General features: G+C 68.2%; 16 protein-coding genes. 7 read left to right on the top strand and 9 right to left on the bottom strand.

All coding sequences use genetic code 11. From position 1 onward, the window contains the following. Nucleotides 1-15: 15 nt before the first annotated feature. The 4 genes from sigM (at nucleotide 16) to trxA (ending at nucleotide 3,207) form a co-directional block, all read left to right on the top strand. Entirely contained in the window at nucleotides 16-741 is a 726-nt protein-coding gene (gene sigM / locus ACWD4O_RS09140; protein WP_451278902.1) for an RNA polymerase sigma factor SigM, read from the top strand. Further along, nucleotides 738-1,652 carry a hypothetical protein gene (locus ACWD4O_RS09135; RefSeq protein WP_451278900.1) on the top strand — a complete coding sequence of 305 codons (915 nt, stop codon included), beginning with the start codon at nucleotides 738-740 and terminating at the stop codon, nucleotides 1,650-1,652. The genes sigM and ACWD4O_RS09135 overlap by 4 nt, the downstream gene beginning before the upstream one ends. A 212-nt stretch (nucleotides 1,653-1,864) precedes the next feature. Continuing rightward, nucleotides 1,865-2,833, top strand: a complete 969-nt coding sequence (gene trxB / locus ACWD4O_RS09130; RefSeq protein WP_451278898.1) for a thioredoxin-disulfide reductase — start codon at nucleotides 1,865-1,867, stop codon at nucleotides 2,831-2,833. A gap of 41 nt (nucleotides 2,834-2,874) precedes the next feature. Continuing rightward, on the top strand, nucleotides 2,875-3,207 hold the full coding sequence (gene trxA / locus ACWD4O_RS09125) for a thioredoxin (RefSeq protein WP_057576621.1): 333 nt from the start codon (nucleotides 2,875-2,877) through the stop codon (nucleotides 3,205-3,207). A gap of 168 nt (nucleotides 3,208-3,375) precedes the next feature. Here the strand turns inward: trxA and ACWD4O_RS09120 are convergent, their stop codons facing one another. The 9 genes from ACWD4O_RS09120 to rpmH form a co-directional block, all read right to left on the bottom strand. Then, a complete protein-coding gene (locus ACWD4O_RS09120) occupies nucleotides 3,376-3,993 on the bottom strand; it encodes a GNAT family N-acetyltransferase (protein WP_351907587.1) in 618 nt (205 codons plus the stop codon). 329 nt (nucleotides 3,994-4,322) lie between these two features. Beyond that, a complete protein-coding gene (locus ACWD4O_RS09115) occupies nucleotides 4,323-5,435 on the bottom strand; it encodes a ParB/RepB/Spo0J family partition protein (protein WP_451278895.1) in 1,113 nt (370 codons plus the stop codon). Next, nucleotides 5,432-6,505 (bottom strand): AAA family ATPase, encoded by a 1,074-nt coding sequence (locus ACWD4O_RS09110; RefSeq protein ID WP_451279340.1) that lies wholly within the window; start codon nucleotides 6,503-6,505, stop codon nucleotides 5,432-5,434. Before ACWD4O_RS09110 ends, ACWD4O_RS09115 begins: the two co-directional genes overlap by 4 nt. Before the next feature lie 249 nt (nucleotides 6,506-6,754). Beyond that, a complete protein-coding gene (rsmG, locus tag ACWD4O_RS09105) occupies nucleotides 6,755-7,471 on the bottom strand; it encodes a 16S rRNA (guanine(527)-N(7))-methyltransferase RsmG (RefSeq protein ID WP_450946556.1) in 717 nt (238 codons plus the stop codon). Between the two features lie 117 nt (nucleotides 7,472-7,588). Beyond that, nucleotides 7,589-8,101, bottom strand: coding sequence for a Jag family protein (locus ACWD4O_RS09100; RefSeq protein ID WP_451278893.1), 513 nt, complete (start codon nucleotides 8,099-8,101; stop codon nucleotides 7,589-7,591). 15 nt (nucleotides 8,102-8,116) lie between these two features. Then, entirely contained in the window at nucleotides 8,117-9,397 is a 1,281-nt protein-coding gene (yidC, locus tag ACWD4O_RS09095; protein ID WP_450946555.1) for a membrane protein insertase YidC, read from the bottom strand. 3 nt (nucleotides 9,398-9,400) lie between these two features. Next, the gene (yidD, locus tag ACWD4O_RS09090; protein ID WP_351907577.1) at nucleotides 9,401-9,754 is read right to left on the bottom strand and encodes a membrane protein insertion efficiency factor YidD; all 354 of its coding nucleotides are present in this window, start codon (nucleotides 9,752-9,754) and stop codon (nucleotides 9,401-9,403) included. Beyond that, nucleotides 9,751-10,122 (bottom strand): ribonuclease P protein component, encoded by a 372-nt coding sequence (rnpA, locus tag ACWD4O_RS09085; RefSeq protein WP_406007920.1) that lies wholly within the window; start codon nucleotides 10,120-10,122, stop codon nucleotides 9,751-9,753. Before rnpA ends, yidD begins: the two co-directional genes overlap by 4 nt. A 21-nt stretch (nucleotides 10,123-10,143) precedes the next feature. Beyond that, the gene (gene rpmH / locus ACWD4O_RS09080; RefSeq protein WP_018846094.1) at nucleotides 10,144-10,281 is read right to left on the bottom strand and encodes a 50S ribosomal protein L34; all 138 of its coding nucleotides are present in this window, start codon (nucleotides 10,279-10,281) and stop codon (nucleotides 10,144-10,146) included. Between the two features lie 376 nt (nucleotides 10,282-10,657). On the opposite strand from rpmH, the gene dnaA reads away from it, so the two are divergent. The 3 genes from dnaA to gnd all read left to right on the top strand — a co-directional run bounded on the left by dnaA (nucleotide 10,658) and on the right by gnd (nucleotide 15,842). Continuing rightward, complete coding sequence (dnaA, locus tag ACWD4O_RS09075; protein ID WP_451278890.1) at nucleotides 10,658-12,643, top strand: chromosomal replication initiator protein DnaA; 1,986 nt, start codon at nucleotides 10,658-10,660, stop codon at nucleotides 12,641-12,643. Nucleotides 12,644-13,658: 1,015 nt separating this feature from the next. After that, entirely contained in the window at nucleotides 13,659-14,789 is a 1,131-nt protein-coding gene (dnaN, locus tag ACWD4O_RS09070) for a DNA polymerase III subunit beta (protein WP_351907572.1), read from the top strand. Nucleotides 14,790-14,966: 177 nt separating this feature from the next. Next, on the top strand, nucleotides 14,967-15,842 hold the full coding sequence (gnd, locus tag ACWD4O_RS09065) for a phosphogluconate dehydrogenase (NAD(+)-dependent, decarboxylating) (protein ID WP_451278887.1): 876 nt from the start codon (nucleotides 14,967-14,969) through the stop codon (nucleotides 15,840-15,842). The last annotated feature ends 42 nt before the right edge of the window (nucleotides 15,843-15,884 follow it).

Here is a 15,884-nt window from a genome sequence, read left to right as displayed (position 1 = left end):
GGGGGAGGGGGTCCGATGGCGGAAGGCGCCGGCTATGACGGAGTGAGCGACCAGGACCTCCTCACTCACCATGTCGAGGGTGACCCCGACGCCTTCGGTGAGCTCGTACGGCGTCACCGCGACCGGCTCTGGGCGGTGGCCCTGCGAACGCTGGGAGACCGCGAGGAGGCCGCTGACGCCGTCCAGGACGCCCTCGTGTCCGCCTACCGGGCCGCCCACACCTTCCGCGGCCAGTCCGCCGTCACGACCTGGCTGCACCGCATCACGGTGAACGCCTGCCTGGACCGGGCCCGCAAGGCCGCCTCCCGCAAGACCTCCCCGGTCGACGACACCGAGCGGCTGGAGCAGTTGCTCGAGCCGCACGAGTCGGCCTCCGCCCCCGTGGAACGCAACGACCTCCACCGCCAGCTCCTCGAAGCGCTCGGCACGCTCCCGCCCGACCAGCGGGCCGCCCTGGTCCTCGTGGACATGCAGGGCTACCCGGTCGCCGAGGCCGCCCGCATGCTCGACGTGCCGACCGGAACGGTCAAGAGCCGCTGTGCCCGAGGCAGAGCGAGACTCCTGCCGCTCCTGACCCATCTGCGGCCGGACGGCACCGGCAACGGAAGAGAAAGCGGCTCAGGACGGAACCGGGCGCAGGGGACATCCGTCCCACCGGCAGCGGAACCTCGTGACGAGGGACCGGGCAACGCCGGGACAGGCGATTCAGCTGCTGTGAAGGGCGGAGGTGGGCGAACGTGACATCGACGACGGACACGACCGGGCACCCGGACGTCGCGGAGATCTCCGACCTCACCGAGGGCCTGCTGGCACCTGCCCGGAGCGCAGACGTGCGTCGGCACCTGGACGACTGCGAGCTCTGCACGGACGTCCACACCTCGCTCGAGGAGATCCGCGACCTGCTGGGCACCCTCCCCGGCCCGCCGCGCATGCCGGACGACGTCGCTCATCGCATCGATGCCGCACTCGCCGCCGAAGCCCTCCTGAACGCCACGGCCCTTGAGAACGAAGGCGCTCCTGAGACCGACAGCACTCCGGAAGCAGCCCCCGCGATCAAGGCCGACACAGACGCGCTCCATGTTTCACGTGAAACAACGACGGCACCGGACCGACCCGCGGGCCACGCCCGCACCGGCGCCACCGGTCCGGGCCGCAAGGACCGCAGGCGGGGCGGGCGCCGCAAGGTCGCCGTGCTCGGCGCGGTCTTCACAGCCGCGGCGCTGGGACTCGGTTCCGTCCTCGTGTCGTCCCTCACGGGTGGCGGAGGGCCGGGCACCGCCGCACATCAGTCCGCCGGGCCGGACACCTTCGCCGCTAGCAAGCTCGAAGGGCAGGTCGCCGGGCTCCTGGCCAAGACCGGGAGCTCGCGTGTCCCGGAGAGCATGGGAATCCAGGGCACCGCCGAAGCGTCGCCCAAGGTCCTCCGGCAGCCTGTGGTTCCCCCCTGTGTACAGCAGGGCATCGGCCGCGACGACGCGGCCCTCGCCACCGAGGAGGGCACGTACCAGGGGACGGCCGCCTTGCTCGTCGTGCTGCCCGACGCCTCGGACAGCACGCGGATCGACGTCTACATCATGGACAAGACCTGTGTGGATCATCCGTCGTCGAGCCCGGCCAAGGTCCTGCTGACAGACTCCTATACGCGTCGCTGACGAGCCGCGTACCGTCCCGGTCCTGCACGTCGTTTCTCCCTGGCTCGCGCCTTGTCCTGCCCCTCGGCTTTCCTCTCTGACGTCCCTGCGGTGTCGCCTCTCCGTGTGCCCGGACACACCGGGAATGCAGGCCCCTTAGGATCCGTTGGGTGGGGTGAGAGTCCAGAAGCTCCCACCCGTCGAGAAGCAGTCCAGAGACGAGGAATCCAGCCGTGAGCGACGTCCGTAACGTGATCATCATCGGCTCCGGGCCTGCCGGCTACACCGCGGCCCTGTACACCGCACGCGCGTCGCTGAAGCCGCTGGTGTTCGAAGGTGCCGTCACCGCGGGCGGTGCACTCATGAACACCACCGAGGTGGAGAACTTCCCCGGCTTCCAGGACGGCATCATGGGCCCCGAGCTCATGGACAACATGCGCTCCCAGGCCGAGCGCTTCGGCGCCGAGCTGATCCCCGACGACATCGTCTCCGTCGACCTCACGGGTGAGATCAAGACCGTCACGGACACCGCGGGCACGATCCACCGGGCCAAGGCCGTCATCGTCACCACCGGCTCCCAGCACCGCAAGCTGGGCCTGCCGAACGAGGACGCCCTGTCCGGCCGCGGCGTCTCCTGGTGCGCCACCTGTGACGGCTTCTTCTTCAAGGAGCAGGACATCGCCGTGATCGGCGGCGGCGACACGGCGATGGAGGAGGCCACCTTCCTCTCGCGCTTCGCCAAGTCCGTGACGATCGTCCACCGCCGTGACACCCTGCGCGCCTCCAAGGCGATGCAGGAGCGCGCCTTCGCCGACCCGAAGATCAAGTTCGTCTGGGACAGCGAGGTGGCCGAGATCCAGGGCGACCAGAAGCTGGCCTCGCTGAAGCTGCGCAACCTCAAGACCGGCGAGCTCTCGGACCTGCCGGTGACCGGACTGTTCATCGCGATCGGCCACGACCCGCGTACCGAGCTCTTCAAGGGTCAGCTCGACCTCGACGAGGAGGGCTATCTGAAGGTCGCTGCGCCTTCCACCCGGACGAGCCTGACCGGTGTCTTCGCGGGCGGCGACGTGGTGGACCACACCTACCGCCAGGCGATCACCGCGGCCGGCACCGGCTGCTCCTCCGCTCTCGACGCCGAGCGCTACCTCGCCGCCCTGGCGGACGAGGAGCAGTCCGCGCCCGAGAAGACCTCCGTCTGACCCTCTCCCGCCCCACCGCACAAAGAATTAAGGAGCCCCCTGTGGCCGGCACCCTGAAGAATGTGACCGACGCCGACTTCGAAGAGGTCGTCCTCAAGAGCGACAAGCCCGTCCTGGTGGACTTCTGGGCCGAGTGGTGCGGCCCGTGCCGCCAGATCGCTCCCTCCCTCGAGGCCATCGCGGCCGAGCACGGCGAGAAGATCGAGATCGTCAAGCTCAACATCGACGAGAACCCGGCCACGGCTGCCAAGTACGGCGTCATGTCGATCCCGACCCTGAACGTGTACCAGGGCGGCGAGGTCGCCAAGACGATCGTCGGCGCCAAGCCGAAGGCTGCGCTCGTCCGCGATCTGGAGACCTTCATCTCCGAGTGACGCACGACTGACGCGCTGAGCCGTCCCGCCGACGGCTGATGTTTCACGTGAAACACGAAGGGGCCGGCCCGAGAGGGCCGGCCCCTTCGCTTTCCCGAACGCGTCACAGAAGCACGTCACCGAAGACCGTCACCCAAGCACGTGACCGAAGCGCCTGACCGAAGCCGTCTACAACGGGCGCAGCACCGGCTCCTTCTGGACCGCTCCCAGCAACCGGTCGAGCGCCATCTCCACGTCTTCCTTCCAGGAGAGCGTGGTCCGCAGCTCCAGCCTCATCCGAGGATGGGTGGGATGGGGACGCATGGTCTTGAAGCCCACCGCCAGCAGATGGTCGGCCGGGAGCACACAGGCCGGCTCCTGCCAGCGGGCGTCGCCGAATGCCTCGATCGCTTTGAAGCCCCGACGCAGCAGATCCTTGGCCACCGTCTGGACCATCACACGGCCGAGGCCCTGCCCCTGGTAGCCCGGCATAATGAACGCGGTCATCAACTGCACGGCGTCCGGCGACACGGGACTCGTGGGGAACGCCGTCGAGCGGGGAACGTAGGCGGGAGGGGCGTAGAGCACGAAGCCCACGGGGACGTCGTCCACGTAGACGACCCGGCCGCACGATCCCCAGTCCAGCAGGACGGCGGAGATCCAGGACTCCTTCTCCAGGGCGGACGTCCCTGCCTTCAGCGCGGCCTCACCGCGGACGGGGTCCAGTTCCCAGAAGACACACGAGCGACAGCGCTTGGGAAGGTCCTGAAGGTTGTCCAGCGTGAGCGGTACGAGCCGACGCCCCATGAAGGCTGTTCCTCGCTTCCTTCGCCCGCGGCGTCGCGAGCGGCTGTGAGAGCGCTCCGTTCCCTGAGCAGACTGCCGACGAACCCGCCGACGGCGCCCAGTCCCAGTCCGGCGCTCACCAGTCCGGTCCGGCTCATCGTTCGCATGGCCCTCGCCTCCCGCTCCGAGGTGCTGCCAGGTGGATGCGCCATAGCCCCAACCGCATCGTATCCACGATGCGATTCCATCGATACCGCCTGAAAGCAAAGAGCGAGCCGTGTTCCGGTACACACCGGACACGGCTCGCTCACAGACTTCCAGGACCAGCGCCGCCTCGGTCGAGCAGCGGCTCAGTCTTCCGTTTCGTCTTCCGCTTCCTCGGTGTCGCCGTCCACAAGGCCCTTCTGCAGGACAGGCCCCTCTCCGGGAGCGAGCGTGCCGAGGATCCGCTCGAGGTCCTCCATCGAGGCGAACTCGACAGTGATCTTGCCCTTCTTCTGCCCCAGGTCGACCTTCACCCGCGTCTCGAAGCGGTCCGAGAGCCGGGTCGCAAGGTCGGTCAGCGCCGGGGAGACCCGGCCACCGGCGCGCGGCCCCTTGGCACGCTGAGCCGTCTGCGGACGCGAGCCCATGAGGGTCACGATCTCCTCGACGGCCCGCACCGAGAGTCCCTCGGCCACGATCCGGTGGGCCAGCCGGTCCTGCTCCTCCGAGTCGTCGACGGAGAGCAGCGCCCGCGCGTGACCGGCGGAGAGCACTCCGGCCGCCACCCGGCGCTGAACCGCCGGCGACAGCTTCAACAGACGCAGCGTGTTGGACACCTGCGGGCGGGACCGGCCGATGCGGTCCGCCAACTGGTCGTGCGTGCAGTTGAAGTCCTTCAGCAACTGGTCGTAGGCGGCTGCCTCTTCCAGCGGGTTCAGCTGAGCCCGGTGAAGGTTCTCCAGGAGAGCGTCCAGGAGAAGCTTCTCGTCGTCCGTGGCCCGCACGATCGCCGGGATCGCCTCCAGGCCGGCCTCACGGCAGGCCCGCCACCGCCGCTCACCCATGATGAGCTCGAAGCGCGCGGGACCGGTCTGGCGCACCACGACCGGCTGCAGCAGGCCGACCTCCTGGATGGAGGTGATGAGTTCGTGCAGCGCGTCCTCGTCGAAGACCTCACGCGGCTGGCGCGGGTTCGGCGTGATCTGGTCGAGGGGGATCTCGGCGAAGTACGCGCCGATCGGCGGCGCAGGCGTCTCCAAGACGCCGAACACCGACAGCTCCTCTGTTTCACGTGAAACAGGCGGCAGCGTGGCCACCTTCGCCGCGGCCACTCCGCGGTCGGTCGTCAGCACCGGTACGGATGCGGGAGACGTGGATCCCCCACCTCCGACCGCGGCCTGTGCCGGTGTCTTCTCCGTCGGGGCGGCAGGGATCAGCGCTCCAAGACCTCGGCCGAGCCCCCTCCGTCGCTCACTCACTGGATCCCCTCCACCATGTTCCGGTTGTTCTGGGCGCCGATGTGGGCGTGCGTGGGGTCGTAACTGACCTCGACGCCCCTCAGCGCAAGCTCTCGTGCTGCCTCAAGGTATGACAGGGCACCGCTAGATCCGGGATCGTAGGTCAGCACCGTCTGTCCATAGCTCGGCGCCTCGGAGATCCGGACCGAGCGGGGAATGCTCGTCCGTAGCACCTCGTCACCGAAGTGGGTGCGCACCTCCTCGGCGACCTGTGACGCGAGACGCGTCCGGCCGTCGTACATGGTGAGCAGGATGGTCGACACATGCAGGGTGGGGTTGAGGTGCCCCCGCACCAGGTCGACGTTGCGCAGCAACTGCCCCAGTCCCTCCAGCGCGTAGTACTCGCACTGGATCGGGATGAGGACCTCGGCACCGGCCACCATCGCATTGACCGTCAGGAGACCGAGGGAGGGCGGGCAGTCGATGAGGATGTAGTCCAGCGGTTGTTCGTAGGCCTGGATCGCTCGCTGCAGGCGGCTCTCACGCGCCACCAGGGACACCAGCTCGATCTCCGCACCGGCGAGATCGATCGTGGCAGGAGCGCAGAAGAGGCCCTCTACATCGGGGACGGGCTGAACGACCTCCGCGAGCGGGCGGCTCTCGACCAACACGTCATAGATGGACGGAACCTCGGCGTGGTGGTCGATCCCCAGAGCAGTGGACGCGTTGCCCTGGGGGTCGAGGTCGACCACCAGGACACGGCCGCCGTGCAGGGCCAGGGATGCGGCAAGGTTGACGGTCGTCGTCGTCTTGCCCACCCCGCCCTTCTGGTTGGCGACCACGATCACACGGGTCTGCTCGGGACGTGGCAGACCCTCGCCGGCGCGGCCGAGAGCCTCCACCGCGAGTTGGGCAGCACGACCGATCGGAGTGTCGTCCATCGGGGGCGGTGTTTCACGTGAAACATCCTCCCCGAACGACTCGGTACGGGGACCGGGGACCGGATCGGTCATCGGTCCCGCGATGTTGGCGTCGGACCGCAAGGATTCACTCTCCTCGACTTCAGGCTCGCAATGAACAGAGCCTCCCATGCCTTCGGGGTGGTGAACCAGTGAGGCCTGCTGTTCTGTGGAGAAATCCACCTCTGTGGACAACTCCCGTCCCTCATCGAGTGAACCGAGAGGCTTACGGTCGCGGGGTTCGGCCGCGGCGCGGCCGCGACTGATAATGCCGTGGAGCAGGGAGCGACGTTTCACGTGAAACACGATGCACAGCGCCTGCGGCCGGATCCTCGCGACACTCCGGGATGCATAGGTTCGGCAGCTTGTGTGGAGTACGTCTCAGCGGCGTCGGCGCACTCGGCCGGTGCGGGCCGCCTTGGCTCGCTTCGCGGCGAACCTCACACCGCCAGGGCTCTCCCCGACCTCGACCCGCACCACCGTGGACAGCGGATCGACCACGCCCTCACCTACATGCAGGATCGAGGTGCTCACGGCCCCGAGCTTGCTCAGCGCCGTAGCCGCGCTCTTCAGCTCCTCCTCGGCGGTGTCTCCCTTGAGGGCGAGCATCTCGCCGTAAGGGCGCAGCAGCGGGATGCCCCAGCCGGCCAGGCGGTCCAGGGGTGCCACGGCACGGGCGGTCACCACGTGGACCGGTGGGATCTTGCCCATGACCTCCTCGGCACGACCACGCGCGACCGTCACATGGTCCAGGCCCAGGAGCTCGACGACCTCGTTGAGGAAGTTGGTCCGTCGCAGCAGCGGCTCCAGCAGGGTGATCTTCAAGTCCTCCCGCACGAGCGCCAGGGGAATGCCGGGCAGACCGGCCCCCGAGCCGACGTCGCACACGGTCACGCCCTCGGGCACGACCTCAGAGAGCACCGCGCAGTTCAACAAGTGCCTCTCCCACAGGCGGGGCACCTCGCGTGGACCGATCAGCCCACGCTGCACACCTGCCTCGGCCAGGAGCTCGGCATATCGGACCGCATCGCCGAAGCGATCACCGAATACCTCTCGTGCCACTTCGGGCGCGGGGGGGAGCTCCGCTGCCTCCGTCACGGGGACCGTCCTTCCGTACCGCATCAGCGCTTCCCGCGCCGACACCAGAACTACCAGGCTGACAAAGATCGGCCCCGCCTGCGCAACAGACGGGGCCGGGGATACGTACGTACCGAATCAGTTGGGCAGCACGACGACGAAGCGCTGCGGCTCCTCGCCCTCGGACTCGCTGCGCAGGCCGGCGGCCTTGACCGCGTCGTGAACGACCTTGCGCTCGAAGGGCGTCATCGGCTGCATCTTGACCGGCTCACCGCTGTTCTTCGCGTCGGCCGCGGCCTTGGCGCCCAGCTCGGTGAGCTCGGCGCGCTTGTTGGCGCGGTAACCGGCGATGTCGAGCATCAGTCGGCTGCGGTCGCCGGTCTCCCGATGCACGGCCAGGCGCGTGAGTTCCTGCAGCGCCTCCAGCACCTCGCCCTCCCGGCCGACCAGCTTCAGCAGGTCACGAGTACCCGCGTCGCTGATGATCGACACAGAGGCGCGGTCGGCCTCGACGTCCATGTCGATGTCGCCGTCGAGATCGGCGATGTCCAGCAGACCTTCGAGGTAGTCCGCCGCGATCTCGCCCTCTTGCTCCAGGCGGGTCAGGGTGTCTGCACCCTCGGCGGCGGCGGAGGTGGTGCCTTCCGTCACGGGATGGGCTCCTTCTTACTTCTTGGACGGGGACTTGGGGCGCTGCGGGCCGCCCTTGCGCTGCCCGGACTGGGCCTTGCTGCGGCCTCCGGACCCGGGCTTCGCTCCGGCCTGCTTGGCGGCACCGGCGCCGCCCGAGGGCTTGGCGTCCTCCGGCTCGTCGGACTTGATCAGCGAGGTGGGCTCGCCGGCCGCCTTCGGGGGCGCGGACTGGCGCTGCGACTTCGACTGACGCTTGGGCTGCTGACGCTTGGCGGCGGCCGCACTCGTGGACGTGCCGTCCTCGGCCTGGGCAGCCGCCTGGGCCTCGCTCTTGACGACGTTGCCGTCGGCCTGGGCCGCGAAGCCCACCTTGGTCAGAGCGTTGATGAACTTGCGCTCCGCGTCGTTGCGGTCGCGGCCCTTGGCCACGATGGCCTTGACGATGGCCTTCTCGCTGCGGCGACGCGTCTTGCCGTTGTGCGTGACGTGCTTGTACAGGCGATCCAGGTAGGCGGCCTGGGCCTTCGAACCCGGGGTCGGGTTGTTGCGGATCACGTACATCTGCTGACCCATGGTCCACACGTTGGTGGTGAGCCAGTAGACGAGGACACCCACGGGGAAGTTGATGCCGAAGACGGCGAACATGACGGGGAAGACGTACATCAGCATCTTCTGCTGCTGCATGAACGGCGTCTTCACCGTGGTGTCGACGTTCTTCGTCATCAGCTGGCGCTGGGTGAAGAACTGCGACGCCGACATCAGAACGATCATGATCGCGGTGACCACGCGGACGTCGGTGAGCGAGGCGCCGAGCGCCTCCACCTTCGCCGAGCCGTCGGTGAACTTCGCGGCCAGCGGAGCGCCGAAGATGTGCGCCTTCCGCGCGCTCTCGAGCAGCTGCTCGTTGATGACGCCGATCTTGTCGCCCGTCGCGATGCCGTTGAGCACGTGATAGAGGGCGAAGAAGAAGGGGGACTGCGCCAGGATGGGAAGGCACGAGGAGAGCGGGTTGGTGCCCGTCTCCTTGTACAGCTTCATCATCTCTTCGGACTGACGCTGTTTGTCGTTCTTGTAGCGCTCCTGGATCTTCTTCATCTCAGGCTGGAGCGTCTGCATGGCCCGAGTCGACTTGATCTGCTTCACGAAGAGCGGGATCAGGCAGATACGGATCAGGATCACCAGGGACACGATGGACAGGCCCCAGGCCCATCCGGTGTCGGGGCCGAAGATGGCGCCGTACACCGTGTGGAACTGGACGATGACCCAGGAGACAGGTGTAGTGATGAAGCTGAAGAGGCTGGCAATCGTGTCCACTAATCATGCTCCTTGGGCATGGGACGGTGTCTCTGCGGCCGGGCCCGAGGAAGAGTTCTCCTCGGGGGCCGTTTCGGCGGCGGAGGTCCCGCCCCTGCGTGCACGCCACGCGTCGCGCAGCATTTCGTGCCATCGCGGCCGCTTGCGCGGTGGGACATGGTCCACACCGCCGAGCGACCACGGGTTGCAGCGCAGAATGCGCCACGCGGTGAGTGCCGTTCCCTTGATCGCACCGTGCCGGTCGATGGCCGTATAGCCGTAGTGGGAGCACGACGGGTAGTACTTGCACACCGGCCCGAGCAGCGGACTGATCGTCCACTGGTAGAGCTTGATCAGAGCCAGTAGCGGGTACTTCATCGCGCGCCCCCTCCCAGTAGCCGTTGAAGGGCGGCATCCAGGTCTTGGGCCAGCTGTGCGTGGTCGGCGTCGCCCGCCCCGGGCAGCGCCCGTACGACTACCAGGCTACCGGGGGGAAACAGGGTGACTCGGTCGCGCATCAGGTGACGCAGTCTGCGCTTCACCTTGTTACGCACCACCGCTCCGCCCACAGCCTTGCTCACGACGAAACCCGCACGCGTCGGGGGAGCGCTCTCCCCAGGCGCGTGCGGGTCCGTGGCACCGCTTCGAAAATGGACCACGAGGGTCGGGCGGCCGGCCCGACGACCTCGTCGTACCGCGGTCGCGAAGTCCTCGCGCCGCCTCAGCCGATGCTCGGTAGGCAGCACGACGTCATGACCTGATCAGGCTCAGGCGGACAGGTTGGCGCGGCCCTTGCTACGGCGGTTCGCGAGAATCGCGCGACCGGCACGGGTGCGCATCCGCAGGCGGAAGCCGTGGGTCTTGGCACGACGACGGTTGTTCGGCTGGAAGGTGCGCTTGCTCACTCGGGGGCTCCAGAAATCAATCGGTGGCGGCGGGGTGCCGTCCTGGCTGTCACCGTGCGCCCACGAGGTAGCTCGCGGTGAACGCCCGAGTGCACCGCTTCCCGATCACCTGAAGCGATCTGTGCCCATCGGAGGCAGGCGGCAGCAGCCATCGACAACTCGACCTGGTTACGGTACGCGCGGCTACGCCATCCGGTCAAACCGACAGTCACGGGGAGACACTATCCACAGCCTGGGGACAACAACTTGAACCGCACCCGTCGCCCTGACTACCTTGGCTGAACTCCGAATCGTTCCTTTGTCCCTGCCCCGCCCCATATGAATCCCGACCGTCCCGCAACCACACGTTCGTGGGACCCACGAGAGAGCGTGCCCTGTGGCTGACGTACCTGCCGATCTTGCCGCAGTGTGGCCACGAGTACTGGAGCAACTCCTCGGCGAGGGCCGGGGCCAGGGCGTCGAGGTGAAGGACGAGCACTGGATCAGGCGCTGCCAGCCGCTCGCGCTGGTCGCCGACACCGCCCTGCTCGCGGTACCGAACGAATTTGCGAAGGGCGTGCTGGAGGGCCGCCTCGCCCCGATCGTCAGCGAGACGCTGAGCCGCGAGTGCGGCCGACCGATCCGCATCGCCATCACCGTCGACGACTCCGTCGGCGACCCCCAGGGCCCGCCGGCCCCTCCCGCACCGCAGCAGCCGCGCTACGAGGAACCCGAGCTCCCGGCCGGCTCCTACGACGGGCAGGACGGCCGGAAGGACGGCCGCTACGACGCCGGATACGACAACTCGTACGAAAGCCAGTACGAGGGCTACGGCCGGCACCGCGCCGACCCCATGCCCCCGACGCCCGGCGACCAGCTCCCCGGCTCCCGCTCGGACCAACTGCCCACCGCACGGCCCACGTATCCGTCGGAGTACCAGCGCCCCGAGCCCGGCGCCTGGCCGCGGCCCCAGCAGGACGAGTACAGCTGGCAGCAGCAGCGGCTGGGCTTCCCGGAACGCGACCCCTACGCCTCGCCCTCCTCCCAGGACCCGTACGGCTCCTCGTCGCAGGACTCCTACGGTCCGCCGTCGCAGGACTACCGCCCCCAGTCGATGGAGCGGCCGCCCTACGATCCGTCGCCGTACGAGCAGAAGCGGTCGGAGTACGAGCAGTCGCGGTCCGACTACGACCAGCGCGACACCGGCCGCCGGGAGCGGCCCGAGCCGTCGGCCGGTCCCGGTCATCCGCACCGCGGCGGCCCGGGCCAGCACGGCCCCGGCCAGCACGGTCCGGGTGCGCCCGGATCGTCGGCCGCGCAGTCCTCGCCGAAGGCCGGCCCCGGTGAGCCGACGGCGCGCCTGAACCCGAAGTACCTCTTCGACACCTTCGTCATCGGCGCTTCCAACCGGTTCGCGCACGCGGCCGCCGTCGCCGTCGCCGAGGCGCCCGCGAAGGCCTACAACCCCCTCTTCATCTACGGGGAGTCGGGCCTCGGCAAGACGCACCTGCTGCACGCCATCGGGCACTACGCGCGAAGCCTCTACCCGGGCACGCGCGTGCGGTACGTGAGCTCGGAGGAGTTCACCAACGAGTTCATCAACTCCATCCGCGACGGCAAGGGCGACAGCTTTCGCAAGCGGTACCGCGAGATGGACATCCTGCTCGTCGACGACATCCAGTTCCTCGCGGACAAGGAGTCGACGCAGGAGGAGTTCTTCCACACCTTCAACACGCTCCACAACGCCAACAAGCAGATCGTGCTGTCCAGCGACCGGCCGCCGAAGCAGCTGGTCACGCTCGAGGACCGACTGCGGAACCGTTTCGAGTGGGGCCTGATCACCGACGTCCAGCCGCCCGAGCTGGAGACCCGGATCGCGATCCTGCGCAAGAAGGCGGTCCAGGAGCAGCTCAACGCCCCGCCGGAGGTGCTGGAGTTCATCGCGTCCCGCATCTCGCGCAACATCCGCGAGCTGGAGGGCGCGCTGATCCGGGTGACGGCGTTCGCGTCGCTCAACCGGCAGCCGGTGGACCTGGGCCTGACGGAGATCGTCCTCAAGGACCTGATCCCCGGCGGCGACGACTCCACGCCTGAGATCACCTCGACCGCCATCATGAGCGCGACCGCCGACTACTTCGGCCTCACGATCGAGGACCTGTGCGGCAGTTCGCGCGGCCGCCAGCTCGTCACGGCCCGCCAGATCGCCATGTACCTGTGCCGTGAGCTGACGGACCTGTCACTGCCGAAGATCGGCGCGCTGTTCGGCGGCCGCGACCACACGACGGTCATGCACGCGGACCGCAAGATCCGCAATCTCATGGCCGAGCGGCGCTCCATCTACAACCAGGTGACCGAGCTGACCAACCGCATCAAGAACGGCTGACGGCACCGCCAGACCGCGCCGCCAGATCGCGTCGCGGACCCCGCCGAGGGCGCCCCCGGAGGACATCCGGGGGCGCTTTTCGTCGTCCTGGAGGCGTTCCGAAGGCGTTCCGAAGGCGTTCCGAAGACTTCCTGGAGGGGTCCTGGGGGCGTTCCGGAGCCGTTCCGGAGGCCCGGCGTGCCTCTCCGCACCGGCCGGCGCCGACCGGCAACCGTCGTTCGCCGCTCATCCGCTGTTCGATTACCGGCCGGGTTACGGCCACTCTCCACAGATTCGGTGACTTTTTCCCGTCCACACCCTGGGGACTGGGAAGTTGTCCAGACTGTGTCCACAGGCCGGCCCGGTGAGGGACGATCGAGCCAGGTCAACTGGCTGTGGATTCGTGGATAAAAGTTATCCACAGGTTGTGGACAAGAAAATGATCCACAGGCTGTGCATGAGGTTGTCCACCGGCAACCCACAGGCTGTGGCCGGTTGTCCCCAGCGATCTCCGGCTTCTCCACAGGTCTGTCCACTGTTCGGCAACACGACGCGCCTCGTCACCGGCCCGAGTGAAAGGCGTCACACGAAGCTGCCGGGTTGCCCTGTGGGAAACGTGGGTAAACCTGGGGACGCCGCTGGGGAGAACTCGCCCCTGCCTGTGCATGGAGTGTGCAGAACTTTCTGTTCTCCACAGAAGGCCCCGGTTGTCCACCGCCTCCACCCACAGGGTCGGTGGATAAAAAACCGCCTCTGAGCTGCGCAAACGGGGTTATCCACGGTTTCCACAGGCCCTACTACTACTAACAACTAGAGAGAGCTGGGAATCCGTTTCGAAGTGGGTCCTGTGCACAACTCGCTGCTCGGTGCCCGGCTGCCCCTCGTCACGACTTGACCCCGAGGGGCACCAGCTGTCAGTGCGGTGCGTCAGACTGGTCCCCGTTGGTTCTGCCCCGCCTCGGGGCCGACCACACCGAGACAGACGACGAAGGCCAGGCAGGGCGAGAAGCGCCGGCAACAGCAGGAGGCGGCAAGAGTGAAGATCCGGGTGGAACGCGACGTACTCGCGGAAGCCGTGGCCTGGGCGGCGCGCAGCCTCCCGGCCCGTCCGCCGGCGCCGGTCCTCGCCGGCCTGCTGCTGAAGGCCGAGGACGGCCAGCTGAGCCTGTCCAGCTTCGACTACGAGGTCTCCGCACGGGTCTCCGTGGAGACCGAGGTCGAGGAGGAGGGCACGGTCCTCGTCTCCGGCCGTCTGCTCGCCGACATCTGCCGCGCCCTGCCCAACCGCCCGGTGGAGATCTCCACAGACGGTGTACGGGCCACGGTGGTCTGCGGCTCCTCGCGCTTCACGCTCCACACCCTGCCGGTGGAGGAGTACCCGTCGCTGCCGCAGATGCCGAACGCCACGGGCACCGTCCCCGGCGAGGTCTTCGCCTCCGCGGCCGCCCAGGTCGCCATCGCCGCCGGTCGTGACGACACGCTGCCGGTGCTCACCGGTGTGCGCATCGAGATCGAGGGCGACACGGTCACTCTGGCGTCCACCGACCGCTACCGCTTCGCGGTCCGCGAGTTCCTGTGGAAGCCGGAGAACCCCGAGGCGTCCGCGGTCGCCCTGGTGCCCGCCAAGACGCTCCTGGACACCGCCAAGGCGCTCACGAGCGGCGACAGCGTCATCCTGGCGCTCTCCGGCTCGGGTTCCGGCGAGGGGCTCATCGGTTTCGAGGGCGCCGGCCGTCGTACGACGACCCGCCTCCTGGAGGGCGACCTCCCGAAGTACCGCACGCTGTTCCCGACCGAGTTCAACTCCGTCGCCGTGATCGAGACCGCCCCCTTCGTGGAGGCCGTCAAGCGCGTCGCCCTGGTCGCCGAGCGCAACACCCCGGTGCGGCTCAGCTTCGAGCAGGGCGTGCTCATCCTGGAGGCCGGCTCCAGCGACGACGCACAGGCTGTGGAGCGGGTCGACGCCCAGCTCGAGGGCGACGACATCTCGATCGCCTTCAACCCGACCTTCCTGCTGGACGGCCTGAGCGCGATCGACTCCCCGGTCGCCCAGCTGTCCTTCACGACGTCCACGAAGCCCGCGCTGCTCAGCGGCAAGCCGGCGCTGGACGCGGAGGCGGACGAGGCCTACAAGTACCTGATCATGCCGGTGCGCCTGAGCGGCTGAGTCGCCGGGCGTTGTCCACAGGCCGTGGAGAAATCGTCCCGGCCTGTGGGGAAAGCCGCAGGTGGGGGCGTTCGTATGAGCGCGTATGCCCACAGGTGTGCGTGACGGTCCGGGTTTAGGCTCGGACATGGGTACGAAGGTGCCCCACACGCCACACAGCGACCTAAGGAACAACTGATGGAGCTCGGTCTCGTCGGCCTCGGCAAGATGGGCGGCAACATGCGCGAGCGGATACGCCGCGCAGGCCACACCGTCGTCGGATACGACCGCAACCCGGACCTCGCCGATGTCCACAGCCTCGAAGAGCTTGTGGGCAAGCTCAAGGGCCCGCGCGTGGTCTGGGTGATGGTCCCGGCCGGCGCCGCGACCCAGTCCACCGTCGACGAGCTCGGCGAGCTCCTGGAACCGGGTGACGTGGTCGTGGACGGCGGCAACTCCCGCTGGACGGACGACGAGAAGCACGCCGAGGAACTCGCCGCCAAGGGCATCGGCTTCGTCGACTGCGGCGTCTCCGGCGGCGTCTGGGGCCTGGAGAACGGCTATGCGCTGATGTACGGCGGGGCCGCGGAGAACGTCGCCAAGGTGCAGCCGGTCTTCGACGCGCTCAAGCCCGAGGGCGACTTCGGTGCGGTCCACGCCGGCAAGGTCGGCGCCGGCCACTTCGCGAAGATGGTCCACAACGGCATCGAGTACGCCATGATGCAGGCCTACGCCGAGGGCTGGGAGCTCCTGGAGAAGGTCGACTCCGTCACGGACGTGCGCGAGGTCTTCCGCTCCTGGCAGGAGGGCACGGTCATCCGGTCCTGGCTGCTGGACCTCGCGGTCAACGCGCTCGACGAGGACGAGCACCTCGACAAGCTGCGCGGCTTCGCGCAGGACTCCGGCGAGGGCCGCTGGACCGTCGAGGCCGCGATCGACAATGCCGTGCCGCTGCCCGCGATCACGGCCTCGCTGTTCGCGCGGTTCGCTTCCCGTCAGGACGACTCGCCGCAGATGAAGATGATCGCGGCGCTGCGCAACCAGTTCGGCGGCCACGCCGTCGAGACGAAGTAGTCCACAGGGTCGCACCGCGATCCACAACCCTGGGGGAGGTCG

It is taken from the genome of Streptomyces sp. NPDC002623 (assembly GCF_053592635.1).
The sequence above is the reverse complement of the archived record's forward strand: the minus strand, read 5'-3'. Positions and strand labels throughout refer to the sequence as shown.

Bases quoted from the DNA above. Each gene is read 5' to 3' on its own strand.
- sigM (WP_451278902.1), top strand. From the start codon at position 16: ATGGCGGAAGGCGCCGGCTATGACGGAGTGAGCGACCAGGACCTCCTC.
- ACWD4O_RS09120 (WP_351907587.1), bottom strand. From the start codon at position 3,993: ATGGGGCGTCGGCTCGTACCGCTCACGCTGGACAACCTTCAGGACCTT.
- ACWD4O_RS09110 (WP_451279340.1), bottom strand. From the start codon at position 6,505: ATGGGAGGCTCTGTTCATTGCGAGCCTGAAGTCGAGGAGAGTGAATCC.
- yidD (WP_351907577.1), bottom strand. From the start codon at position 9,754: ATGAAGTACCCGCTACTGGCTCTGATCAAGCTCTACCAGTGGACGATC.
- gnd (WP_451278887.1), top strand. From the start codon at position 14,967: ATGGAGCTCGGTCTCGTCGGCCTCGGCAAGATGGGCGGCAACATGCGC.